Below are 22,212 nucleotides of genomic sequence, written 5' to 3'. Positions count from 1 at the left end.
GGGAGCGTGGCCGTGAACGACGCGCTGTGACGACCGGTCGCCCGGCCATCCCCCGCTTCGATCGCGCCCCGCCGCGCGTCCGGGTCCTGGGCCCAGGACGCCTTCCCCTCGCGACGGGACGGGGCCGATTTTAAGGGGATTGGATATGCGGGCGCGTTCGCGGGCTCTCAATCGCGACAGGCTCTGGATTCGTTGAGGAAATCCGGGCGTCGTTGGATGATTGAGAAAAACAGCGCCCCCAAAATCCCCGTGCACCCCGGCGAAAGCCGGGGTCCAGATAACAAATTCTGCTGCATCACCGGGCGCATGGTGCGGTCTGTCCGGACCAATTGGTCTGCCTCTGGACCCCCGCCTTCGCCAAGGTGCACGGAGAAAGGGGTAAGGGCCGCCCCCACCCGGCGCTTCGCGCCTGTATGGGCTTTGCTCGTATACGAGCAAAGCGCATGCCCCCGAGGGGGAGGGAGAGGGGCCGTGCGGAGTTCTCTCTCACGGGCGCGGGATTCAGGATGCGATCAACGCCAGCCATTCGTCCTCGGTCAGGACGGCGACGCCGTGCTTCTGGGCCTCGGCGAGCTTGGAGCCCGCGCCCGGGCCGGCGACGAGGTAGTCGGTCTTCTTGGAGACGGATCCCGAGACCTTGGCGCCCAGGCTTTCAGCGCGGGCCTTGGCTTCATCGCGGGTGAAGCGTTCCAGGGCGCCGGTGAAGACGACGGTCTTGCCAGCGATCGCCGTGTCGGTCTTGGGGCGTTCGGTGTCTTCGATATGCGTCAGCTCGGCGACCAGGGCGTCGACGACAGCGCGGTTGTGAGGCTCGTGAAAGAACTCGGCGACGGCGCGGGCGGCGACGGGGCCGACGCCGGAGATGGCGGAGATTTCGCCCAGCGTCTCGGACGGGCCGTCCTCGCGGGCGATGCGGGACAGTTCGACGATGGCGGGCCAGTCGGGGGCCAGCGGGGCCAGCGCGCGGCGGGCCGGGGCGGCGATGCCGGGGAAGGCCAGCGCCAGCTTCTGGTCGACGGGGGCCTCGGGCCAGGGGTCGGTCGGGTCGAGCGTGGCGAAGGCGAGGACGGACAGGGTGCGCGGCGAGACGCCGTGGCCTTCGGCGAGGCGGGTCCACTCCGGCGACGGGATGCCTTCGGCGGCGGCCAGACCGGCGGCGTGGAAGGCGCTCCAGCTCCCGAAATGGCGGGCGAGAAGCAGCGAGGTCTGTTCGCCGATCTCACGGATGCCGAGGCCGAAGATGAGGCGTTCCAGCGCCATGACGCGTCGGGCGTCGATGCCGGCGATGAGGTTGCGGACGCTGGTCTCGCCGTAGCCGTCCTCGGCGCGGAGGGCGGCGAGTTTCTCCTCGTCGCGGGCCAGGCGGAAGATGTCGGCGGGTTCCTTGATCCAGTCGCGCTCGGAGAAGGCGATCAGCTGCTTCTCGCCCAGGCCCTCGATGTCGAAGGCCCGCCTGCCGACGAAGTGCTTCAGGCGTTCGACCAGCTGGGCGGCGCAGACCAGGCCGCCGGTGCAGCGGCGCCGCACCTCGCCGTCGGGGCGCACGGCCTCGGAGCCGCAGACGGGGCAGTGGGTGGGGAAGACGTAAGGCACGGCGTCGGCCGGGCGTTTGTCGGCGACGACCGAGACGATCTGGGGGATGACGTCGCCGGCGCGTTGCAGGACGACGGTGTCGCCGATGCGCACGTCCTTCCTTTCGATCTCGTCCTCGTTGTGCAGGGTGGCGTTCCTGACCACGACGCCGCCGACGGTGACGGGGGCGAGGCGGGCGACGGGGGTCAGGGAGCCTGTGCGGCCGACCTGGATGTCGATGCCTTCGAGCACGGTCGTCGCCTGCTGGGCCGGGAACTTGTGGGCGATGGCCCAGCGGGGGCTGCGGGAGACGAAGCCCAGACGGTCCTGCCAGTCCAGGCGGTCGACCTTGTAGACCACGCCGTCGATGTCATAGCCGAGGCCGGCGCGGTGGGTCTCCAGGTCGCGGTAGATGGCGAGCAGGCCAGACGCGTCCTCGACCCGTTTCGAGCGCGGATTGACAGGGAAGCCCCAGGCCTCGAAGGCGGCGAGCGCCTCGGCTTGCGTTTCGGCGAAGGGCTCCGAGGTCTCGCCCCAGGCGTAGGCGAAGAAGCGCAGAGGCCGGGCGGCAGTGACGGTCGGGTCGATCTGACGTAGCGACCCGGCGGCGAAGTTGCGGGGGTTGGCGTAGGTGCGTCTACCGGCCGCCTCTGCCTCGGCGTTGAAGGCGGCGAAGGCGTCGTTGGGGGCATAGACCTCGCCCCGGATCTCGATGCGGGCGGGCCAGCCGGAGCCGGACAGGTGGTGGGGGATGTCGGCGATGGTCTTGAGGTTCGCCGTGATGTCCTCGCCCGCGCGACCGTCGCCGCGGGTGGCGCCCTGAACGAGGACGCCGTCCTCGTAGCGGATGTTGGCGGAGAGGCCGTCGATCTTGGGCTCGGCGACGAAGGCGAGGGGTTCGTCTGCGGGGAGCTTGAGGAAGCGGCGGATGCGCGCCTCGAAATCGGCGACGTCACCATCTTCGAAGGCGTTGTCCAGCGACAGCATGGGCACGCCGTGCCGCACCTCGGCGAACTGGCTGGAGGTGGGGGCGCCGACCTTGAGCGAGGGGGAATCGGGGCGGATCAGGGCGGGAAAGCGGGCCTCGATGGCGGCGTTGCGGGCACGAAGCGCGTCGTAGTCGGCGTCGGAGATTTCGGGCGCGGCCTCGGCGTAGAGGGCGTCGTGGCGTTCCATCTCGGCGGCGAGGCGGGCCAGTTCGGCGCGGGCCTGGTCTTCGGTCAGGGTGTCGACGGCGGGTTCGGACATGGGCCCGGGTTTAGCATCGGCGGCGGCCGGAGCCAGCCGCGCATGACGGCGAATTTAGCGGACGAGCCGGCCAAGCTCGCGCTAATCGGAATCCGAACCGATCAAGGAGCCTTCATGTCCCGCACGCTTCGCGCCCTGCTAGTCGGCGCCGCCCTGACCGCTCTGGCCGCCTGCGCGGGCATGGAGACCGCGACGCCCGCGCTCGAGTCCGCCGCGCCGCCAACGACCTCCACGGCCTATGCCCAGCTGATCGACGATCTGCGTATCCTGTCGGCGGACGACATGGAGGGCCGCGACACGGGCGCGCCGGGCGGGGAGCGGGCGCGGGCCTATATCGTGTCGCGGCTGGAGGCGCTGGGCGTGGCCGCGCCGCCGATGGGCCGGCTGCAGCCCTGGGAGATGCAGGGGCGCACGCGCGAGGGGCCCCGGACGTTCAACGGCGTGAACGTGCTGGGGGTGATCCCCGGGACGCGGGCGACGGATCGCTACATCGTCATCACCGCGCATTACGATCACGTCGGGATCGCGGACGGGCTGATCCACAACGGAGCGGACGACAATGCGTCGGGCGTGGCGACGGCGCTGGAGATCGCGGCCCGGCTGAAGGCGGCGCAGCCCGAGCACAGCGTGATCTTCGCCTTCCTGGACGGGGAGGAGCGGGGGCTCTTGGGCGCGCGGCATTTCGTGGAGGCGCCGCCGGTGCCGCTGAGCTCCATCGCGCTCAATCTGAACTTCGACATGACGGCGCGGGCCGAGACCGACATGAAGCTGTGGGTCACGGGGACGTATCAGAACCCGACGCTGCGGCCGCTTCTGGAGCCGGTCGCGGCGGAGAACGGCGTGGCGCTGGCGTTCGGCAAGGACACGCCGCAGGACACGGGCAACAACAACTGGGTGGAGGCCTCGGACCACGCGGCGTTCTATCGGGCCGGGTTGCCGTTCCTGTATCTGGGGGTGGACTACCATCCGGACTATCACCGGCCGACGGATGACTTCGACAAGGTGAACCCTGCGATCTTCGCGGCGGCGACGGAGCTGTCGTGGCGGTCGTTCCAGGCGCTGGATCGAGGCCTCGACCGGTGATGCGGCGGGCGGCATGGCTCGTGTTGGCGGCGCTGGCGCTGGTGCTGGCGGGGTGCGACCTGTTCGAGCCGCCCGCGTCGGAACGGGGTGAGACAGGCGAGCGCGCAGAGGCCCCGGTGGCGGACGGCGCGTTCCGTCATTCCCAGAGCGAGGACCTGTCGGGGTTCTACACGCCGGTCGCCGAGACCGGAGAGGGCGAGGCGCGGCTGCTGCTGGTCTTCATCGGCCAGCCTGCCGACTTCGAGGCGTGGGAGAAGGGGACGCGCGATGGCGGGTTCGCGCCCGTGATGCTGGAGTTCGCGGGCGGGCAGCGGGTGCTGCCGGAGCGCTATGAGGTGTCGGACAGCCGGGTGCGGTTCTCCGGAACCAGCGAGGCGCTGGGGCGGGTGACGCTGGACGCGCGGCTGGACGGCGGGGCGCTGGCCCTGGCGCGCAGGAACCTGGGTACGGACGAGGACCCGGCGATGGAGGGGACGGTCACGGTCGATGGGCGCAGTTTCGGCGGGGTCAAGTTCGCCTGGTCGATGGGCGGGGGCTGAACGGCTGCGTCAGGAAGCGTGGCTTTACGGCTGGGCGTCGGCGTGATCCTGTCCCTGCCACCAAGGGAGGGGGATCCGATGAGACAGATCGTTGTTCTGGCGATGGCCGGGCTGTGCCTGGCGGCCTGCGGGACGCGGGCGGACGACGAGGCCGCGGCCAAGGCGGAACCGGCGGAAGCGGTCGCGGCCGAAACGACCGCGGCACCTGCGGCTGAACCGGCGGTGCAGGCGCAGGCCGGCACCTTCTCTCACTCCCTGACCCAGGAGATCTTCGGCTTCTACATGCCGGGGGCGCAGGTGGGGCCGGACGACTTCTCCCTGATCTCCCTGTCGCTGGGCTCCAAGTCCGAGTTCGTGGACTGGGAGGCGGGGCGGCGCATGACGACCTATGCGCCGATCATGATGGAGTTCCTGCTGCCAGGGGAAACCAGCGTGCGTGTCCTTCCTGACAGCTATTCCGTGACGGATCGTCGGCTGCAGATGACGGGCACGAGCGAGGATTATGGGCGCGTGACGCTGGATGCCCAGTGGGAGGGTCCCGCCCTGTCCGATACGCGGGCCAATCTGGGCGACGGGTACGCGCCCACCCTGGTGGGCACCATCACGGTGGGAGACCAGACCTATTCCGGCCTGAGGTTCATCTATTCGCCGGGCGACTGACCCGGTGCCAGAACCCCTCCGTCTGCTCGCAAGGGCTCGCATCCACCTCCCCATCCGCGAAGCGAACGGGGAGGAGACGCTGGCCTCGATCAGTTGACCGTCGCCTTGACGATCTTGCCCGGGTTGCGGGGCGGCTCGCCTTTGGGCAGGGCGTCGACGTGTTCCATGCCCTCGCTGACCTGACCCCAGACGGTGTACTGGCGGTCCAGGAAGGTGGCGTCGTCGAAGACGATGAAGAACTGGCTGTTGGCGCTGTTGGGGTCCGAGGTGCGGGCCATGGAGCAGACGCCGCGGACGTGGGGCTCGGACGAGAACTCCTGCTTCAGGTTCGGCTTCTTGGAGCCCGAGGTGCCGGTGCCGGTCGGGTCGCCGCCCTGGGCCATGAAGCCGGGAATAACGCGGTGGAAGACCACGCCGTCGTAGAAGCCTTCGGTCGCCAGTTCGGTGATGCGGGCGACGTGGCCGGGGGCCAGGTCCGGCCGCAGCTTGATGACGACGTCGCCGCCCTGGCCGTCGCCGGTGTCGAGAGTGAAGGTGAGGGTGTCGGCCATGAGGCGCTCCGTCTTGAAAGGTGGCGGGGTCATAGCCGCATCGAGCCACGGGCGCTATGTGGGGGCGATGAGCGAGGACGAAAAGCCGCCGGTTCCCGAAACGCCCGCGCGCCGACGCATGGTGCGCCCGCCCTCGGGCGGGGCGGCGGCCGGGCGGGGCACTGGCCAGAAGATCAAGACCGCCGACAAGAAAACCATGTCGAGCCAGCAGTGGATCAAGCGCCAGCTGGCCGATCCGTGGTCGGAGCGGGCTCGCGCCGAGGGCTGGCGCAGCCGGGCGGCGTTCAAGCTGACCGAGATCGACGACCGGTTTCACCTGATCAAGCGGGGCTCGCGGGTCATCGACCTGGGCGCGGCGCCGGGGGGATGGGTACAGGTCTGCGTGAACCGCGGCGCGGCGGCGGTGGTGGGCGTGGACCTTCTGCCGATCGAGCCGATCCCGGGCTCGACGCTGATTCAGGCCGATTTCACCGAGCCGGGGGTGGATGCGCAGCTTATCGCCGAACTGGGCGGGGCCCCGGATCTGGTGCTGTCGGACATGGCGCACAACACGGTCGGGCATCGCCAGACCGACCACCTGAAGATCATCGCCCTGATCGAGATCGCCGCCGACTTCGCCATCCGCACGCTGAAACCCGGCGGTCATTTCGTGACCAAGAACTTCCAGGGCGGGGCAGCCGGAGAAGTGCTGAACGACCTGCGCGCGGCGTTCGAGGACGTGAAATACGTCAAGCCCGCCGCCAGCCGGAAGGGGTCGTCGGAGGTCTATCTGGTGGCGTTGAACAAGCGATGAGTGAAACTGACGTCCGCGCCGCCTTCGCCAAGCAGGCGGCGATCTGCGGGGCGTCGGGGGCGCCGTTCACGGGGCGGGTGTGCGGACTGATCGGGGCGCGGCTGGATCGGTCGGGCGAGATCGGTCGGCGCGTGCTGGAGTGGGCGGGCAATCCCTCGCACGAGGGCGACGCCCTGGCGCTGAGGCTGGCGGGCGGGCTGCATGGGTTGGCGCGGTCGGGGCGCGATGCCGCGCTGGCGGGCGTGTATCCGCCGAAGGATGCGCCGCTCGACGACGATGCGTTGTGGGAGATCGTGGCGGGATCGCTGGTCTCTCACGCCGCCCAGTTGGACCCATGGCTGCATGGGCCGCCGCAGACGAACGAGGTGGGGCGGTCAGCCGGGTTGATGGCGGGGCTGCTGGTGCTGGCGGAGCGGTTCGGTTTGCCGTTCGCGCTCTATGAGCTCGGGGCCAGCGCGGGGCTGAACACGCGGCTGGATCGGTACGGGTTTCGGCTGGGGGCGGTCGAGGCGGGCGATCCGGGCTCGGCGGTCCGGATCGCGCCGGAGTGGCGAGGGGCCTCGCCGCCGTCGGCCGAGGTGCGGGTGGCGCGGCGAGCGGGGGTGGACCTCAATCCTCTGGACCCGGGCGATCCGGCGACGCGGGCGCGACTGGCGGCCTATGTGTGGGCGGACCAAAGGGAGCGGCTGGGGCGGCTGGAGGCGGCGCTGCAGATCGCGGCCGGGATGCCGGTGGACGTGGCGCGCGGGGACGCGGCGGACTGGCTGGAGAGGCGGTTGGCGGTCGAGCCGGAACCGGGCGTGTGCCGGGTGGTGATGCACACCATCGCGTTCCAGTACTTTCCGCCCGAGGTGCAGGCGCGGGTAAGGGCGCGGATCGAGGTGGCGGGGGCGCGGGCGACGGCGGAGGCTCCGGTGGCGTGGCTGACGTTCGAGGCGGAGCAGTCGGGGTTCGAGCGGCAGCCGGTGCTGAGGCTGCGCGCCTGGCCGGGCGGGGAGGATGCTGTGCTGGCGCGCGGGCATCCGCATGGCACCTGGTTCGAGTGGGTGGCCTGACAGATAGCTTTCGCGGCGCGAAGTGGTTCATCACAACGAGCACAACGGGTTCACAGCGAACACGACGGGACCGAGTAGACTGTGAGGTCGCCGACCGGTCACCGGATCGTGCCGAGTTGGATTGCGGCTCCGCCGCGCTCCATTCGATTGACACGCAGCGTCCTTCCTTCGGGGGCGGTGCTTGACGGAAGGGGTCGATGATTTCGACGCTCACTCGGTCTCGTCGTGTTCGTTGTGAACCCGTTGTGTTCGTTGTGATGAACCTTGCGCCCGATCCACGCACGATACGGCGTGAAACCCAAACCTCTCAGGCCGCCTGGGTCGCGGCTTCCTTGGCGCGGCGGGCTTCGCGGGCGGTCCAGACGCGGTCGTGGATGGCGAAGAAGACCATCTGGACCAGGGGCTCGATGATGCCGATGGCGAGCGCCTGACGGATGTCCTGGGTGATGGCGAAGGCGACGGCGACCGCCACGATCAGGTGCATGATCCCGTAGGTCACGGTCTTGACCGCGATCTTCCGGAACGACGGCAGCGCGTGGGTGTGGCCGTGGTGGCCGTGGGCGCGGGCCTGTTCCTCGGCGTTCATGACGTCGAGGCGGGCGGTGAAGGCCTCGGCGGTTTCTTCCATGCCGCTGCGCCTGCGGCGCTGTTCGATGCGGTGCCAGACGCGGTCGTGGAAGGAATAGGCGATGGTCTGGAAGAAGGGCTCGACGAAGCCGATGGCCAGAGCCATGCGCCAGTCCTGGGTGATGGCCCAGGCCACCAGCATGGCCACGATCAGGTGCATCACGCCATAGCTGGCGATCTTGAGCGCGAGGCTCCGAACCGATCGGGCGAGGGCGATGACCATCGGGGACCAAAATGTTAGCTGGGGCTGAAAAGTTCAACCTTTGCTGAAAAAGATACGCGGTGTGGCGGCGGCCGGATGCGGCCTCGCCGGTTGACTTCGCACCCGCGAAAGACGATAGGCGGCCCGCAAAACGGAGACTCCCATGGAGATTCGCGAAGGGCTCACCTTCGACGATGTTTTGCTCGAACCCGGCGCGTCCGAGATCATGCCCGCCGACGCGGACGTCTCGACCCGGCTGACCCGCGACATCCGGCTGAACATCCCCCTGCTGTCGTCCGCCATGGACACGGTGACCGAGGCGCGGCTGGCCATCGCCATGGCGCAGGCGGGCGGTCTGGGGGTCATTCACCGCAATCTGACGATCGAGGAACAGGCCGAGCAGGTGCGCTCGGTCAAGCGCTATGAGAGCGGGATGGTGGTGAACCCGGTGACGGTCCACCCCGAGACCACGCTGGGCGAAGTGCGCGAGATCGTGGCGCGCAAGAAGATCACCGGCTTTCCGGTGGTGGACCGGGCGACGGGGCGCCTGGTCGGCATGCTGACCAACCGCGACATGCGTTTCGAGAGCGATCCGAACCGCAAGGCGGCCGAGCTGATGACCACGGGCGATCTGGCGACCCTGCGCGAAGGCGCGGGCAAGGAGGCGGCGCGCGAGATCTTGAAGACGCGCAAGATCGAGCGGGTCATCGTGGTCGACGAGGATCAGCGCGCGGTCGGCCTGATCACGATGAAGGACATCGAGAAGGCCCAGGCCTTCCCCAACGCGGCCAAGGACGAGCAGGGGCGCCTGCTGGTCGGCGCGGCCTCGACCGTCGGCGACAGCGGTTACGAGCGGGCGATGGCGCTGGCCGACGCCGGGGCCGACGTGGTGGTGATCGACACCGCCCACGGCCATTCAGCCCAGGTGGCGCGGGTGGTGGAGCGCATCAAGCGCGAGAACAACCGGCTGCAGATCATCGCCGGCAACATCGCCACCTATGACGCGGCGCGCGCCCTGATCGACGCTGGCGCGGACGCGGTGAAGGTCGGCATCGGGCCGGGCAGCATCTGCACCACCCGCATCGTCGCGGGCGTGGGCGTGCCTCAGCTGACGGCGGTCATGGAGGCGGCGCGTGCGGCCAGGGACAGCGGCGCGCCGGTCATCGCCGATGGCGGCATCAAGTATTCGGGCGATCTGGCCAAGGCGCTGGCGGCCGGCGCGTCGGTCGCGATGATGGGCTCGATGTTCGCCGGAACGGACGAAAGCCCCGGCGAGGTGTTCCTGTATCAGGGTCGGTCCTACAAGAGCTATCGCGGCATGGGCTCGGTGGGGGCGATGGGCGCGGGCAGCGCGGATCGCTACTTCCAGAAGGAGGTCGAGACCCAGAAGCTGGTGCCCGAAGGCATCGAGGGTCAGACGCCCTACAAGGGGCCGATCGCGCCGGTGCTGCACCAGATGGTCGGGGGGTTGCGGGCGGCGATGGGATACGTCGGGGCGGCCACGATCGCCGAGCTGCAGGCCAAGGCGCGGTTCGTGCGGATCACCGGCGCGGGTCTGCGCGAAAGCCACGTCCACGACGTCATGATCACGCGGGAAGCCCCCAACTACCGGCAGGGATGACGACCATGAGCGACGCCTGGGTCCTGGCGACCACGCCCGAACTGACGATGCTGACGGCGACGCTGATCCTGGCGTTCGTGCATGTCTTCCTGCCCGCCGCCGGGCGGACGATGGCCAACGGCATCGGCTGGAACGCGGGGCCCCGTGATGGCGCTCCGGCGCGGCCGGGGATCATCACCCAGCGGCTGGAGCGAGCGCAGGCGAACATGTGGGAGACCTTGCCGCTGTTCATCGGGGCGGTTCTGATCGCCCATGTGACGGGCGAGGAGGGGCCGCTGACGTTCTGGGGGACGCAGGCCTTCTTCTGGATGCGGCTGATCTACATTCCCATCTATGCGCTCGGCATTCCGTTCGTGCGTTCGATCGTGTGGCTGATCGCCATGGGCGGGCTCGTCGCCATTTTCGCCGCCATCCTGACCTGACGCCGTTAGAGTGACCCCTGCCGCCCGTCTCGCCGCCGCCGCCTCGGTTCTCGATTCCATCGCGCACAGCCGCGCGCCCGCGGAGGTGGTGCTGAAGGCCTGGGGGCAGTCCAATCGCTATGCCGGGTCCAAGGACCGGCGGGCCATCGCGGACCGGGTCTACAAGGTGCTGCGGGCGCGGGGGCGGCTGGCCTGGGCCATGGGCGGGCGCGAGGACGGGCGGGCGCTGGTGATCGGCTCGCTCAGCCTGATCGACGGTCTGTCGCTGGAAGAGATCGAGGCGCTGCATTCGGGCGAGGGCTATGGGCCGCGTCCGTTGTCGAAACAGGAGCGGGCGCGGATTTCGGCGGGCGAGGGCGAACTGCCGGGCTGGGTCGCGGCCGGCCTGCCGGAGTTCGTGATGGCCGATTTCCAGAAGACCTTTGGCGACCGCTGGGCCGAGGAAGCAGCCGCCCTGATGCAGCCGCGGGCGCCGATCGACCTCAGGGTCAATGTGGCGAAGGCGACGGTGGAAGCGATGGAGACCGAGCTGCGCGAGGCGGGGCTGGCGCCGGAGCGGACGCCGCGCTCGCCGGTGGGCCTGAGGCTGGCGGCCGAGCCGCCGCCGAACGTCCAGGCGCTGGAAGCCTTCAAGGCGGGCCGCGTCGAGATCCAGGACGAGGGCAGCCAGATCGTCTGCGCGTTGGCCGAGGCCCGGCCCGGGATGACGGTGGTGGATTACTGCGCGGGCGGGGGCGGCAAGACGCTCGGACTGGCGGCGCAGATGGAGGGGCAGGGCCGCCTGATCGCATGTGACGTGGCGCAGAAGCGGCTGGACAACATCCGGCCCCGGCTGGCGCGGGCCGGCGTGGAGGCCGAGCTGCGGCTGCTGGGCCATGACGGCGAGGGGATGGACGATCTGGCGGGGCATGCCGATGTGGTGTTCGTCGATGCGCCTTGCTCCGGCTCGGGCACCTGGCGGCGTCGGCCGGAGGACGCCTGGAGGCTGACGGAGGAGGAGGTCGCGCGGCTGCATGGTTTGCAGGTGGCGATCCTGGGGCCGGCGGCGCGGCTGGTGAAGCCGGGCGGGCGGTTGGTCTATGCCACCTGCTCCATGCTGACCGCCGAGAACGAGGCCAGCGCCGATGCCTTTGAGGCGGGGCATCCGGCGTTCGCGCCCGCCGGGACGCGCCTGCGCCTCTCTCCCGCTTCCACGAACACCGACGGCTTCTTCGCCGCTGTCTATGAAAGGACCGCCTGATGACCGAGCACGAGAAGGTCCTGATCGTCGACTTCGGCAGCCAGGTGACGCAGCTGATCGCGCGGCGCCTGCGCGAGGCGAGCGTCTATTGCGAAATCCACCCCTATGCGAAGGCGGAGGCCGCGATGGCGGCCATGAGCCCGCGCGCCATCATCCTGTCGGGCGGCCCCGAGAGCGTGCACGAGGAGGGCAGCCCGCGCGCGCCGCAAGCCGTGTTCGAGGCGGGCGTGCCGGTGCTGGGCATCTGCTACGGCGAGATGACCATGTGCGAGCAGCTGGGCGGCAAGGTCGAGGGCGGCCACACCCGCGAGTTCGGCCGCGCCGAGATCACGGTGGAGAAGGCGTCGCCGCTGCTGGAGGGTCTGGCCCCGGTCGGCGAGGACGAGACGGTCTGGATGAGCCACGGCGACAAGATCGTCGCCATCCCCGGGGGCTTCGACGTCGTGGCGTCGTCGGCCGGGTCGCCCTATGCCGTGATCGCCGACGAGGCCCGCCGCTTCTATGGCGTGCAGTTCCACCCGGAGGTGATGCACACGCCGCGTGGGCACCAGATGCTGAGGAACTTCACCCATGGCATCGCCGGGCTGAAGGGCGACTGGACCATGGCCGCCTATCGCGACGAGAAGGTCGCCCAGATCCGCGAACAGGTCGGCTCGGCCAAGGTCATCTGTGGGCTGTCGGGCGGGGTGGATTCGTCGGTCGCGGCGGTGCTGATCCACGAGGCGATCGGGGATCAGCTAACCTGTGTGTTCGTGGACACCGGGCTGCTCAGGAAGGACGAGGCCAAGCAGGTCACGACCCTGTTCCGCGAGCACTACAACATCCCGCTGATCCACGTTGATGCGTCTAAGGAATTTCTCGGGGCGCTGGCGGGGCAGTCGGACCCGGAGACGAAGCGCAAGACCATCGGCCGGGTTTTCATCGAGGTGTTCGACCGGGAGGCGGCCAAGATCGAGGGGGCGGAGTTCCTCGCCCAGGGAACGCTGTATCCCGACGTGATCGAGAGCGTGTCGTCCTCCAGCGGCAAGGCCCACGTCATCAAGAGCCACCACAATGTCGGCGGCCTGCCCGACTACATGAAGCTGAAGCTGGTCGAGCCGCTGCGCGAGCTGTTCAAGGACGAGGTGCGGGCGCTGGGCCGCGAGCTGGGCCTGACCGACGCCTTCGTGGGGCGCCATCCGTTCCCGGGGCCGGGGCTGGCCATCCGCATTCCGGGCGAGATCACGCCGGACGCGGTGGCTACGCTGCAGGAGGCGGACGCCATCTACCTCGAGGAGATACGCAAGGCCGGTCTGTACGACCAGATCTGGCAGGCGTTCGCAGTGCTGCTGCCGGTCAGGACCGTCGGCGTCATGGGCGACGCGCGGACCTATGAGAAGGTCTTGGCGCTTCGGGCCGTGACCTCCACCGACGGCATGACGGCGGACTTCTTCGAGTTCCCGTGGGACGTGCTGAGCCGCACGGCGACGCGGATTGTCAACGAGGTGCGGGGCGTGAACCGCGTGGTCTACGACGTCACGTCCAAGCCGCCCGGGACGATCGAGTGGGAGTAGGCCGTGCCTGGGGCGTTGGACACGAGGTCGAGAGGCGATAACATCGTGACGCAAAGGCGAATGCGCCCGCTCGGATCACCGATCGGTGCTCGTCGAACATGGGGCAAGACATGGTACGGTTCAGTGCGGTTCTCAGTCTTTCAATGGTCATGGCTTTCGGGGCGGCCTGCAGTCCGACCGAGGCACCAGTGGACGTCGAATATGACGGCGTAGAGAGCCGGCCCGTGATGATCGGGGGCGACGCTGACCTCGATGCCTGCAGCGGTCTCGGCCAGGTCAAGGCCGGTCATACAGCCGTTGTGCGTGACGCCCCTCTCGACGAGGCCCAGGAAGTCGCCCGCCTGGAGCCGGGGACTTCCGTGTGGATCTGCGACGAGACCGACGTGCCCGAAGGTTGGTCTGGCGTCGTCTATGCCGGGCCCGGACAGGCGAACGTCTGCGCCGCGGTCGCGACGCCGTCCGAATCCCGCATCCCGGCACCGTCGGATTGCGCCGCAGGATGGGTGAAGACCAGCCAGGACGTCGAGCTCACAGCAGGGTGAGCGGATTCCGAAGCGAATGCGACCAAGGCGGGCTTCAACCGCGCGCCGCCGCTTCCAGCGCAGCGATATCCAGGCGCTTCATGGGCATCATGGCCTCGAAGACGCGGGTTCGGACGGCGGGGTCGGGATCCTTCATCAGGGCGACGAAGGCCTTGGGCACGAGTTGCCAGCTGAGGCCGTAGCGGTCCTTGATCCAGCCGCACTGCTCGGCCTGCGGCACCGCAGACAGGGCGGAATACAGATGGTCCAGCTGGGCCTGGTCCTCGACCGAGAGCTGGAGCGAGATGGCCTCGTTGAACTTGAAGAAGGGGCCGCCGTTCATGGCCGTGACCTTCATACCGCCGAGGGTCAACTCGACCATCAAGACGTCCCCGGACTTGCCGGCCGGATAGTCGCCGGGCGCGCGTTCGACGCTGTCGATGCGGGTGTCGGGGATGACGGAGGCGTAGAACGTCGCGGCCTCTTCGGCCTCCTTGTCGAACCACAGGCAGGGGGTGATGCGGGAGGCCGTCATCAGCTGGGTTCCTTCTGATATGACAGCTACGATATATAACCAATCGGTTGAATACAACCCTGTCCAAGGCTTCATTTGGACGCCCCAATCCCGCCGCAATCCGCTACAAATGTAACGCTACATATGTAGTGGAGGCGGTGATGATCGAGGGGTTGCCGAGGCGCGAGCGTGAGGTGTTCGAGGTGCTGTGCGGCCAGCCGGGCGCGACGGCGTCCTCGGTGCGGGCGGCGCTGTCGGACCCCTTGAGCGACTCGGCCGTTCGGACGCTGCTGAAGCGGCTGGAGGACCGGGGGCTGGTGGCGCGCGAGAGCGGGCCGGAGGGCTTCGTCTATCGGCCGGTGCCCCGCACCTCGACGGTCGCGGCGGGCCAGTTGAAGCGCATGGTCGACACCTTCTTCGCCGGGTCGGCGGCGTCCGCGGCCACGGCCCTGCTGGGCATGAGCGGGCCGCTGAAGCCCGAGGAGATCGAGGCGCTGGAGCGTCTGATCGAGGCCGCGAAGGAGCCGGAGCAATGAGCGCCCTGCTGATCGCCCTGTTCGTGAAGTCGGGCCTGATCGCCGGGACGGGGCTGGCCCTGTCGAAGCTGGTCGCGCGACGGCCGGTGGATCGCAGCGACGTGCTGCGGGCGACCGTGGTGCTGTTGCTGCTGTTGCCGCTGGCGGTCCCCTTCGGGCCGGAGCTGAGGCTGGCTTTGCTGCCGGCGGTCGAGCCGGTCGCGGTCGCACCGACGACGCTGTGGAGCGGGTCGGTTCAGCCGGCCGAGGGGTTGACGGTGTCGGGCTCGGTGTTCGCGCCGTCCTGGGCCGAAATCGTGGCCATGTTCTGGTCCCTCGGCGCGGTGGTGGTGGCCGGGCGGTTCGCGCTGGGCGTCGTGACCCTGTCGCGCTGGACCGCCGCCGCCCGCCCGGTCGAGATCCCGGCCTGGCGCGAGGCCGTGCTGCGGCACCGGATGCGAAAGCGGCCCTCGCTGCGCGCCAGCGAGCATGCGACGAGCCCGCTCAGCTGGGGCCTGCCGCCCGGCGTGGTCCTGCTGGACAAGAAGACGCTGGGCGAGCCCCAGACCGCCCCGGCCGTCATCGCCCACGAGATGGCCCATATCACGCGCGGCGACTGGATCTTCCTGGTGCTGTCGCGGCTGATGCTGGCCCTGTTCTGGTTCAACCCGCTGGCCTGGATCGTCCACCGTCAGCTGATCGAGCGGTCGGAAGAAGCCGCCGATGCGATCGCCCTCGGGCAGGTCGATCGACAGACCTACGCCCGCGCCCTGGTCGGGCTGGCCGCCCGCACCGCCCCTGTTCCCCTCGGCGCCGCCGCCATGGCCGCGCCGGGACCCGCCCTCAAGCAAAGGATCGCCAAGATCATGACCGACACCCCCTCTCGCCGCCGTCCCGCCGTCGTCATCGCCGCCGTGGCCGCCCTGGCCGCCGTGGCCACGCCCATCGCCGCCCTGGAGATCACCCGCGCCATGCAGGTGCAGCTGGAAGGGACGCCGCCGACCCCGCCGTCGCCGCCCGCGCAGCCGTCGCCCCCGTCGCAGGTCCTGAGCGCCCCGCCGGCCCCGCCCTCGCCGCCCGCCGTGGACGCGCCCGAGCCGCCGGCTCCGCCCGCTCCGCCCGAGCCCGGCGAAGGCGTCTGGTTCTATCGCGGCTCCGACGAGGGCGCCGCCGAGGCCCGGGCCGCCGCTGCCCACGCCCGCGAGATGGCCGCCCACGCCCGGCTGATGGCCCAGCAACACCGAGCCGACGGCGAATGGCGCCGCGAGCACGCCGAAGCGGTCCGCGCCGCCGCCGACGCAGCCCGCGAGGCCGGCGAGCATGCCCGCCGCGCCGGAGAGGAGGCTCGCGCCCATGCCGAGGTCGCGATGCGCGAGGCGAGGACCGCCATGGCCAACGCCCGGGTCCAGATGCGTCAGGGGGCGGATGAGATGCGTCGCGGCGCCGATCACATGCGCGAGGAGGGCCGCCGGCTGGCCGACCCCGCCTATCGCGCCGAACAGATCGAGCGGAACCGCGCGCGGGGTCACGCCATGACCGACGCCGAACTGCAGGCGCTGGGCCCGCGCCTGATGCGTCAGGCCGATGACCTGGAGCGTCAGGCCGACCAACTGGCCGCCCAGTCCGCCGACGCGGGGTGAGGCTATATGGCCGACGATCCGCTGAGGAGCGCGCCTCGTTCCTCGGCGGTCAGCATCCGCCAGCGCCCCTCGGGCACCCCGTCCAGACGGATGGGGCCGATGCGGATACGAAGCAGATCCGTGACCTCCAGCCCGACCCGCTCGCACATGCGGCGGATCTGGCGGTTGCGGCCTTCGGTCAGGATGAAGCGCAGGCGATGCGGCTCGACGCGGGTGACCTTGGCCCGCTTCAGGACGCGCCCGTCGAGCATGATGCCGTGGCGGAGCTGGGCCAGCGCGTTTTCGGTCACGTCGCCGGTGACCCGCACAAGGTATTCCTTGTCCAGCGTGGACTCGGGGCCGATCACGGCCTTGGCGACGACGCCGTCCGACGAGAGCATGAGGAGTCCCCGCGAGTCCTCATCCAACCGTCCGATGGGGGGCAGGGAGGCATCGGCGGCGGGAACCTCACCCTCTCCGAGCCGGTTGGCGGCGGTCAGCAGGCGCACGGCGGGAACCTTGCCGGGCTCGGGCTGGCCGGAGACGTAGCCGACCGGCTTGTGCAGGACGATGGTGACGCCCGAGGCCAGGGCCGCTTCGGCGCGGTCGGCCAGCGTCAGGGTCTGGCCCGGCTCGATCTTGCGGCCCGCGTCGGTGACGATCTGTCCCTCGATGGAGACAAGGCCGTCGGCGATCAGGGCGTCAGCCTCGCGGCGCGAGCAGACGCCGGTCTGGCCCAGCCACTTGTTAATGCGGACCGGCTCCGGTCCGTCATAGACGCGAGTCAGGGCCAAGGGATCAGTCGCCGATCGTCGCCAGGGCGGCGAGCGCGACCTCGTCGTCCTGGGTCGAGGTGACGCCCGATACGCCGATGGCTCCGACCACGCGGCCGTCGATGATGATGGGGCGGCCCCCAGCGATGGGCAGGGTGTCTTCATTGGCCAGGCTGACAATGCGACCAGTCAGAACCCGCTCCTCCATCGTCAGCGTCGGGATGCGGTAGCGGGCGGCTGTCGATGCCTTTCGCTGCGAGACATGGATGGAGCCGTACTGGGTGTCGTCGAGGCGAGCGAAGGCGACAAGCTCGCCGGAGGGCTCGACCACGGCGACCGCGACGCGCCAGCCGTTGGCGCGGGCGTGGTCCAGCGCAGCGGTGATGAGACCCTGCGCGGACTCCAGGGCGATGGGCGCGCCATAGGCCGGAGCGGGCGCGGGAGGCGTGGAGGCCGCGGCGGGCGCCATGGTCTGGGTCCGTGCGGTCGGAGCCGCGACCAGCGCCAGGGTCAGGCCGAGGCAGAGGGCGGTGGCGAGGGCTTTGGTCACGGGCGGGTCTCCGGGTTCAGCCGACCTTGCGGAACAGCAGCATGAGGTTGTTGGCGGGCATCTCGACGCGGCGGGTCAGGTGAAGGCCGTGCTTCCGCGCCTCGGCCAAGACGGCCTCGCTGTCGCGCAGGCCCCAGGCGGGGTCGCGGGCCTTGAGGCTGTCGTCGAAGGCGGCGTTGGAGGGGGCCAGCGGCACGTCGGCCTCGCGGAAGGGGCCGTAGAGGACCAGCAGGCCGCCGGGGTCGGGCAGGACGCGGCCGGCGCCGGTCATCAGGCCCTCGGTCGCCGACCAGGGGCTGATGTGGATCATGTTGACGCAGACGATGACCTGCACCTCCAGCGGCGGCCAGGCGTCCGGATCGGCGGCATCGAGCGCCAGCGGAGGGTTCAGGTTCGGCAGCTTCGCCTCGGCGGCCCAGGCGGCGATGCTGGCGCGGGCCTGTTCCGACGGATCGCTGGGGGTCCAGGTCGTGCGGGGCAGGGCGCGGGCGAAGGCGACGGCGTGCTCGCCCGAGCCCGAGGCGATCTCGAGGATGCGGCCCTCGGCGGGCAGGTGGGCCTTGAGGACGTCGAGGATCGGTCGGGTGTTCCGCGCCACCGCGGGAGAGGCGAGGGCGCCCGCAGGCGTGGCGTTCTGAACGGAATCGAGGGTCTGCACGGAGGCAGGAATACAGCCGGCCGGAGGCGGGCGCGACCGGTTTCCGCCTGTCGGGACCCCGGGGCCACAGTTCCGGGGGCGGAATCTTGCGCCGGTTGACGCGGCGGCAGGACGGGTGTCATTGCGGCTGAAACACGCCGTGAGGCGTTGTTACAAACTCAGGAAAAGCCACGGCGGCGCCAGATCGCTGGGCGGAGACGTTTCAGGAGCGGTGCGTGCAATCCATCTCGACCATCCCGGGCCTTGAGCCCGCGCCGACCCGTCACGCCGGGCTGATCGCCTGGGTCCAGCAGATCGCGGCCCTGACCAGGCCCGCTCGGGTTCACTGGTGCGATGGTTCCGAGGCCGAGAAGGCGGCGATCGTCGCCGACCTGATCGACAAGGGCACGCTCAAGGCGCTGGACCCGGTCAAGCGTCCGGGCAGCTACTATGCGGCGTCGGACCCGAAGGACGTGGCGCGGGTCGAGAGCCGCACCTTTATCTGCTCGGAAGATCAGGCCGACGCGGGCCCGACCAACAACTGGTCCGATCCGGTCGAGATGCGCGAGCGTGTGGGCGGCCTGTTCGACGGCTGCATGGCCGGGCGGACCATGTATGTCGTGCCGTTCTCGATGGGGCCGATCGGGTCGAAGATCAGCGCTCTGGGCGTCGAGATCACCGACAGCGGATACGTCGCCGTGTCCATGGGCATCATGACGCGGATGGGTTCGGCGGCTCTGGAGGCGCTGGGCGAAGACGGGGTGTTCGTGCCGTGCGTCCACACGCTCGGCGCGCCCCTGGCCGAGGGGCAGGCCGACGTGGCCTGGCCCTGCAATGAGGAGAAGTGGATCGTCCACTTCCCCGAGACGCGCGAGATCTGGTCCTATGGATCGGGCTATGGCGGCAACGCGCTGCTGGGCAAGAAGTGCTACGCCCTGCGGATCGCCTCGGTGATGGCCCGCGACGAGGGCTGGCTGGCCGAACACATGCTGATCCTGAAGCTGACCGACCCGAAGGGCCGGGTGAAGTACATGGCCGCGGCCTTCCCCAGCGCCTGCGGCAAGACCAACCTCGCCATGCTTCAGCCCAGTCTGCCGGGCTGGACCGCCGAGACGGTCGGGGACGACATCGCCTGGATGCGCTTCGGCGACGACGGGCGGCTGTATGCGGTCAATCCAGAGGCCGGCTTCTTCGGCGTGGCGCCGGGCACTAGCCGCAACACCAATCAGAACGCGCTGGAGACCCTGGCCAAGAATACCGTCTTCACCAACACGGCCCTGACGGCGGATGGCGACGTGTGGTGGGAAGGGCTGTCCAAGACCGCGCCCGAGGGCCTGACGACCTGGAAAGGCAAGCCGCATGACCCGGCGTCGGGCGAGCCCGCCGCCCATCCGAACGCCCGTTTCGCGGCCCCGGCGGGGCAGTGCCCGACCATCGCGCCGGAATGGGAAGACCCCAAGGGCGTGCCGATCGACGCCATCCTGTTCGGCGGCCGGCGTGCGTCGGCGGTGCCTCTGGTGACCGAGGCGTTCGACTGGGAGCACGGGGTGTTCATGGGCTCGACCGTGGCCAGCGAGGGCACGGCGGCGGCCGAGAACAAGGTCGGCGAGCTGCGCCGCGACCCCTTCGCCATGCTGCCCTTCTGCGGCTACAACATGGGTGACTACTTCGCCCACTGGCTGGCGCTGGGGGACAAGGCCGATGCGGCCAAGCTGCCGCGCATCTTCTTCGTCAACTGGTTCCGCAAGGACGAGACCGGCAAGTTCGTCTGGCCGGGCTTCGGCGAGAACGCGCGCGTGCTGAAGTGGATCGCCGAGCGGATCGACGGTGAGGCTGACGCGGTGGACACGCCGGTGGGCCGGGTGCCGACGGCGGAGGCTCTGGACCTGGCGGGTCTGGACCTGACGGACGACCAGCTGTCGACCCTGCTGGACGTCGACGCCGAGGTCTGGACCGAAGAGGCGTCGATGATCCCGGACTTCTACGCCCAGTTCGGCGACCGGCTGCCGGCTCGGCTGTGGGCCCAGCATGCGGCACTGGGCGAGCGGCTGGCGGCTGCGCGGGGCGCGCCGGCGGTGATGGCGGCGGAATAGGCCTGGCCTCGCAATCGTCCGCGCGCGCTTCTATATGCGCGCGATGACGCCGGTTCTGGACGATCTGGCCGCGCCCGCGTGCCCCCTGCCCGACATCGCCCGCGCCGATACGGAGGCGGCGGTCGAGGCTGCGCGCGCGGCGGTGGGCCTGCCGGTCGGCAGCCGGATCGTGGCCGCCATGTCCGGCGGCGTGGACTCCACCGTGGTCGCGGCCCTGCTCGCCAAGGCGGGCTATGACGTCGTTGGCGTGACGCTGCAGCTCTATGACCACGGGGCGGCGCTTAAGAAGAAGGGCGCCTGCTGCGCGGGACAGGACATTCACGACGCGCGGCTGGCGGCCGAGACGCTCGGCATTCCCCATTACGTTCTGGACTACGAGAGCCGGTTCCGGGACCAGGTCATCGACCAGTTCGCGGACGACTATCTGGCGGGCCGCACGCCGGTGCCGTGCATCCGCTGCAACCAGACGGTGAAGTTCCGCGACCTGCTGGACGTCGCCCGCGATCTCGGCGCCGCCGCGATGGCGACGGGGCACTACGTCGGTCGCGCCATCGGCCCGGACGGTCGGCCGCAGATGCGCAAGGCCATCGATCCCTCGCGCGACCAGTCCTACTTCCTGTTCGCCACGACGCGCGAGCAGCTGGACTATCTGCGCTTTCCTCTGGCGGGACTGGAGAAGCCCGCCGTGCGCGGCGTGGCTGCGGAACTCGGCCTGCGCATCGCGGCCAAGCCCGACAGCCAGGACATCTGCTTTGTGCCGTCCGGCGACTATCGCACCCTGATCGACCGACTGCGTCCGCAGGGGCGCGAGGCCGGCGAGATCGTGCACATGGACGGCCGGGTGCTGGGCGCCCACGGCGGCATCACCGACTACACCATCGGCCAGAGGCGCGGGCTGAACGTGGCGGTGGGCGAGCCCCTGTTCGTCGTGAAGCTGGAGCCCGAGACGCGGCGCGTCGTCGTCGGGCCGAGAGAGGCGCTGCTGACCGCATCCCTGACGCTGGATGAGACCAACTGGCTGGGCGACGAGGCCAGCATGGAGGCGGCCGCGAAAGCCGGGGCGCCCGTGCTGGCGCGCGTGCGCTCGACCCGGCCGCCATCCCGGGCGCGGCTGGCGTTGGCGGACGGCGTCGTCACGGTGGTGTTCGAAGCCGGCGAGGAGGGCGTGGCGCCGGGTCAGGCCTGCGCCCTTTATGACGCTGGCGATCCGGACCGGCTGCTGGGCGGGGGGTTCATCGCTTCGACGACGGCGGTCGCTGTTGTCTGAGGCGCTGGACGCTCGCTCAGGTCTGCCCGAGGCCCATCGCTGGCTGCTGGAGACCTATCCGCGCCTGCGCTGGCGCGACGCCGAACTGGGCGAGGTCGCGCGGTTCTGGCTGCAGATGCACGCTGGATTTCGCCACAAGCAGGCGGAGATGGAGCGCCATCTCGCGGCCTGGCGGGGCGGCGGCGATCTGGTCGCGCTGCACCGCGGGCTGATCCCGACGCTGCAGGCCTACCTGCAGCATCTGGACGGCCATCACCGGGTCGAGAGCGGGCACTATTTCCCGGTCATGCGGCGGGTGGAGCCAAGGATCACGGCGGGCATCGACCTGCTGGACGCCGACCACGACGCCATCCACGACCACTTGGACACCCTGTTCAAGGCGGGGCTAGCATTTCACCAGGCGCTGGCGGGCGGGGCGCCGGACGCGGCGGACCGCGCCGCGCGCTTGGCCGAGGTGCTGGATCGCGTCACGCCTGCCGCCTGCCGTCATCTGGAGGACGAGGAGGACATCGTCATCCCCCTGATCCAGCGCCACGCCGACGCCTTTGCGCACTGAG

The 22,212-nt window shown here is 70.0% G+C and carries 22 protein-coding genes; 15 read left to right on the top strand and 7 right to left on the bottom strand.

The genetic code is table 11. The annotated features are described in order from the left end of the window. Positions 1-501: 501 nt before the first annotated feature. A complete protein-coding gene (ligA, locus tag Q333_RS0102250; RefSeq protein WP_029415126.1) occupies positions 502-2,820 on the bottom strand; it encodes an NAD-dependent DNA ligase LigA in 2,319 nt (772 codons plus the stop codon). A 114-nt stretch (positions 2,821-2,934) separates the two neighbouring features. Here ligA and Q333_RS0102245 point away from each other — a divergent pair, with 114 nt between their 5' ends. From Q333_RS0102245 to Q333_RS0102235, 3 genes are all read left to right on the top strand, one after another. Further along, on the top strand, positions 2,935-3,903 hold the full coding sequence (locus Q333_RS0102245; RefSeq protein WP_029415125.1) for a M20/M25/M40 family metallo-hydrolase: 969 nt from the start codon (positions 2,935-2,937) through the stop codon (positions 3,901-3,903). After that, positions 3,903-4,442, top strand: a complete 540-nt coding sequence (locus Q333_RS0102240) for a hypothetical protein (RefSeq protein ID WP_029415124.1) — start codon at positions 3,903-3,905, stop codon at positions 4,440-4,442. Before Q333_RS0102245 ends, Q333_RS0102240 begins: the two co-directional genes overlap by 1 nt. 78 nt (positions 4,443-4,520) lie before the next feature. Then, on the top strand, positions 4,521-5,102 hold the full coding sequence (locus tag Q333_RS0102235) for a hypothetical protein (protein ID WP_029415123.1): 582 nt from the start codon (positions 4,521-4,523) through the stop codon (positions 5,100-5,102). A gap of 89 nt (positions 5,103-5,191) precedes the next feature. Here the strand turns inward: Q333_RS0102235 and Q333_RS0102230 are convergent, their stop codons facing one another. Then, on the bottom strand, positions 5,192-5,653 hold the full coding sequence (locus Q333_RS0102230) for a peptidylprolyl isomerase (protein ID WP_029415122.1): 462 nt from the start codon (positions 5,651-5,653) through the stop codon (positions 5,192-5,194). Positions 5,654-5,720: 67 nt separating this feature from the next. Between Q333_RS0102230 and Q333_RS0102225 the strand changes: the two genes are divergently transcribed. After that, on the top strand, positions 5,721-6,446 hold the full coding sequence (locus Q333_RS0102225) for an RlmE family RNA methyltransferase (RefSeq protein WP_029415121.1): 726 nt from the start codon (positions 5,721-5,723) through the stop codon (positions 6,444-6,446). Further along, positions 6,443-7,501, top strand: coding sequence for a DUF2332 domain-containing protein (locus Q333_RS0102220; protein ID WP_029415120.1), 1,059 nt, complete (start codon positions 6,443-6,445; stop codon positions 7,499-7,501). The genes Q333_RS0102225 and Q333_RS0102220 overlap by 4 nt, the downstream gene beginning before the upstream one ends. 307 nt (positions 7,502-7,808) lie before the next feature. Here the strand turns inward: Q333_RS0102220 and Q333_RS0102215 are convergent, their stop codons facing one another. Beyond that, a complete protein-coding gene (locus Q333_RS0102215; RefSeq protein ID WP_029415119.1) occupies positions 7,809-8,351 on the bottom strand; it encodes a DUF2061 domain-containing protein in 543 nt (180 codons plus the stop codon). 142 nt (positions 8,352-8,493) lie between these two features. Here Q333_RS0102215 and guaB point away from each other — a divergent pair, with 142 nt between their 5' ends. The 5 genes from guaB to Q333_RS16820 all read left to right on the top strand — a co-directional run bounded on the left by guaB (position 8,494) and on the right by Q333_RS16820 (position 13,708). Beyond that, positions 8,494-9,951: an IMP dehydrogenase gene (guaB, locus tag Q333_RS0102210; RefSeq protein WP_029415118.1), complete on the top strand. Its 1,458-nt coding sequence runs from the start codon at positions 8,494-8,496 to the stop codon at positions 9,949-9,951. 5 nt (positions 9,952-9,956) lie between these two features. Next, positions 9,957-10,373 (top strand): MAPEG family protein, encoded by a 417-nt coding sequence (locus Q333_RS0102205; protein WP_029415117.1) that lies wholly within the window; start codon positions 9,957-9,959, stop codon positions 10,371-10,373. 10 nt (positions 10,374-10,383) lie between these two features. After that, complete coding sequence (locus Q333_RS0102200; protein ID WP_029415116.1) at positions 10,384-11,613, top strand: RsmB/NOP family class I SAM-dependent RNA methyltransferase; 1,230 nt, start codon at positions 10,384-10,386, stop codon at positions 11,611-11,613. Then, positions 11,613-13,166, top strand: a complete 1,554-nt coding sequence (gene guaA / locus Q333_RS0102195; RefSeq protein ID WP_029415115.1) for a glutamine-hydrolyzing GMP synthase — start codon at positions 11,613-11,615, stop codon at positions 13,164-13,166. The genes Q333_RS0102200 and guaA overlap by 1 nt, the downstream gene beginning before the upstream one ends. A gap of 110 nt (positions 13,167-13,276) precedes the next feature. Beyond that, positions 13,277-13,708 carry a hypothetical protein gene (locus tag Q333_RS16820; protein ID WP_211249683.1) on the top strand — a complete coding sequence of 144 codons (432 nt, stop codon included), beginning with the start codon at positions 13,277-13,279 and terminating at the stop codon, positions 13,706-13,708. A 34-nt stretch (positions 13,709-13,742) separates the two neighbouring features. On the opposite strand, the gene Q333_RS0102180 is transcribed toward Q333_RS16820, so the two are convergent. Next, positions 13,743-14,222, bottom strand: a complete 480-nt coding sequence (locus Q333_RS0102180) for a VOC family protein (RefSeq protein WP_029415113.1) — start codon at positions 14,220-14,222, stop codon at positions 13,743-13,745. A gap of 140 nt (positions 14,223-14,362) precedes the next feature. Between Q333_RS0102180 and Q333_RS0102175 the strand changes: the two genes are divergently transcribed. Both Q333_RS0102175 and Q333_RS17945 read left to right on the top strand, forming a co-directional pair. Then, on the top strand, positions 14,363-14,737 hold the full coding sequence (locus Q333_RS0102175; protein WP_029415112.1) for a BlaI/MecI/CopY family transcriptional regulator: 375 nt from the start codon (positions 14,363-14,365) through the stop codon (positions 14,735-14,737). Next, a complete protein-coding gene (locus tag Q333_RS17945) occupies positions 14,734-16,356 on the top strand; it encodes a M56 family metallopeptidase (protein ID WP_029415111.1) in 1,623 nt (540 codons plus the stop codon). The genes Q333_RS0102175 and Q333_RS17945 overlap by 4 nt, the downstream gene beginning before the upstream one ends. 2 nt (positions 16,357-16,358) lie before the next feature. On the opposite strand, the gene Q333_RS0102165 is transcribed toward Q333_RS17945, so the two are convergent. The 3 genes from Q333_RS0102165 to Q333_RS0102155 are packed head-to-tail and all read right to left on the bottom strand — an operon-like array spanning position 16,359 to position 18,316. Continuing rightward, a complete protein-coding gene (locus tag Q333_RS0102165) occupies positions 16,359-17,129 on the bottom strand; it encodes a pseudouridine synthase (RefSeq protein ID WP_029415110.1) in 771 nt (256 codons plus the stop codon). Between the two features lie 4 nt (positions 17,130-17,133). After that, positions 17,134-17,658 carry a GlcG/HbpS family heme-binding protein gene (locus Q333_RS0102160; RefSeq protein WP_029415109.1) on the bottom strand — a complete coding sequence of 175 codons (525 nt, stop codon included), beginning with the start codon at positions 17,656-17,658 and terminating at the stop codon, positions 17,134-17,136. Between the two features lie 16 nt (positions 17,659-17,674). Next, positions 17,675-18,316: a DUF938 domain-containing protein gene (locus Q333_RS0102155; RefSeq protein ID WP_029415108.1), complete on the bottom strand. Its 642-nt coding sequence runs from the start codon at positions 18,314-18,316 to the stop codon at positions 17,675-17,677. Between the two features lie 215 nt (positions 18,317-18,531). On the opposite strand from Q333_RS0102155, the gene Q333_RS0102150 reads away from it, so the two are divergent. The 3 genes from Q333_RS0102150 to Q333_RS0102140 are packed head-to-tail and all read left to right on the top strand — an operon-like array spanning position 18,532 to position 22,211. Then, positions 18,532-20,388, top strand: a complete 1,857-nt coding sequence (locus tag Q333_RS0102150; RefSeq protein WP_029415107.1) for a phosphoenolpyruvate carboxykinase (GTP) — start codon at positions 18,532-18,534, stop codon at positions 20,386-20,388. A gap of 34 nt (positions 20,389-20,422) precedes the next feature. Next, the gene (gene mnmA, locus Q333_RS0102145; protein WP_029415106.1) at positions 20,423-21,655 is read left to right on the top strand and encodes a tRNA 2-thiouridine(34) synthase MnmA; all 1,233 of its coding nucleotides are present in this window, start codon (positions 20,423-20,425) and stop codon (positions 21,653-21,655) included. Further along, entirely contained in the window at positions 21,648-22,211 is a 564-nt protein-coding gene (locus Q333_RS0102140; RefSeq protein WP_029415105.1) for a hemerythrin domain-containing protein, read from the top strand. Before mnmA ends, Q333_RS0102140 begins: the two co-directional genes overlap by 8 nt. The last annotated feature ends 1 nt before the right edge of the window (position 22,212 follow it).

Source organism: Brevundimonas bacteroides DSM 4726, assembly GCF_000701445.1.
Classification (GTDB): Bacteria; Pseudomonadota; Alphaproteobacteria; order Caulobacterales; family Caulobacteraceae; genus Brevundimonas; species Brevundimonas bacteroides.
This window is presented reverse-complemented; position numbering and strand designations above follow the sequence as displayed.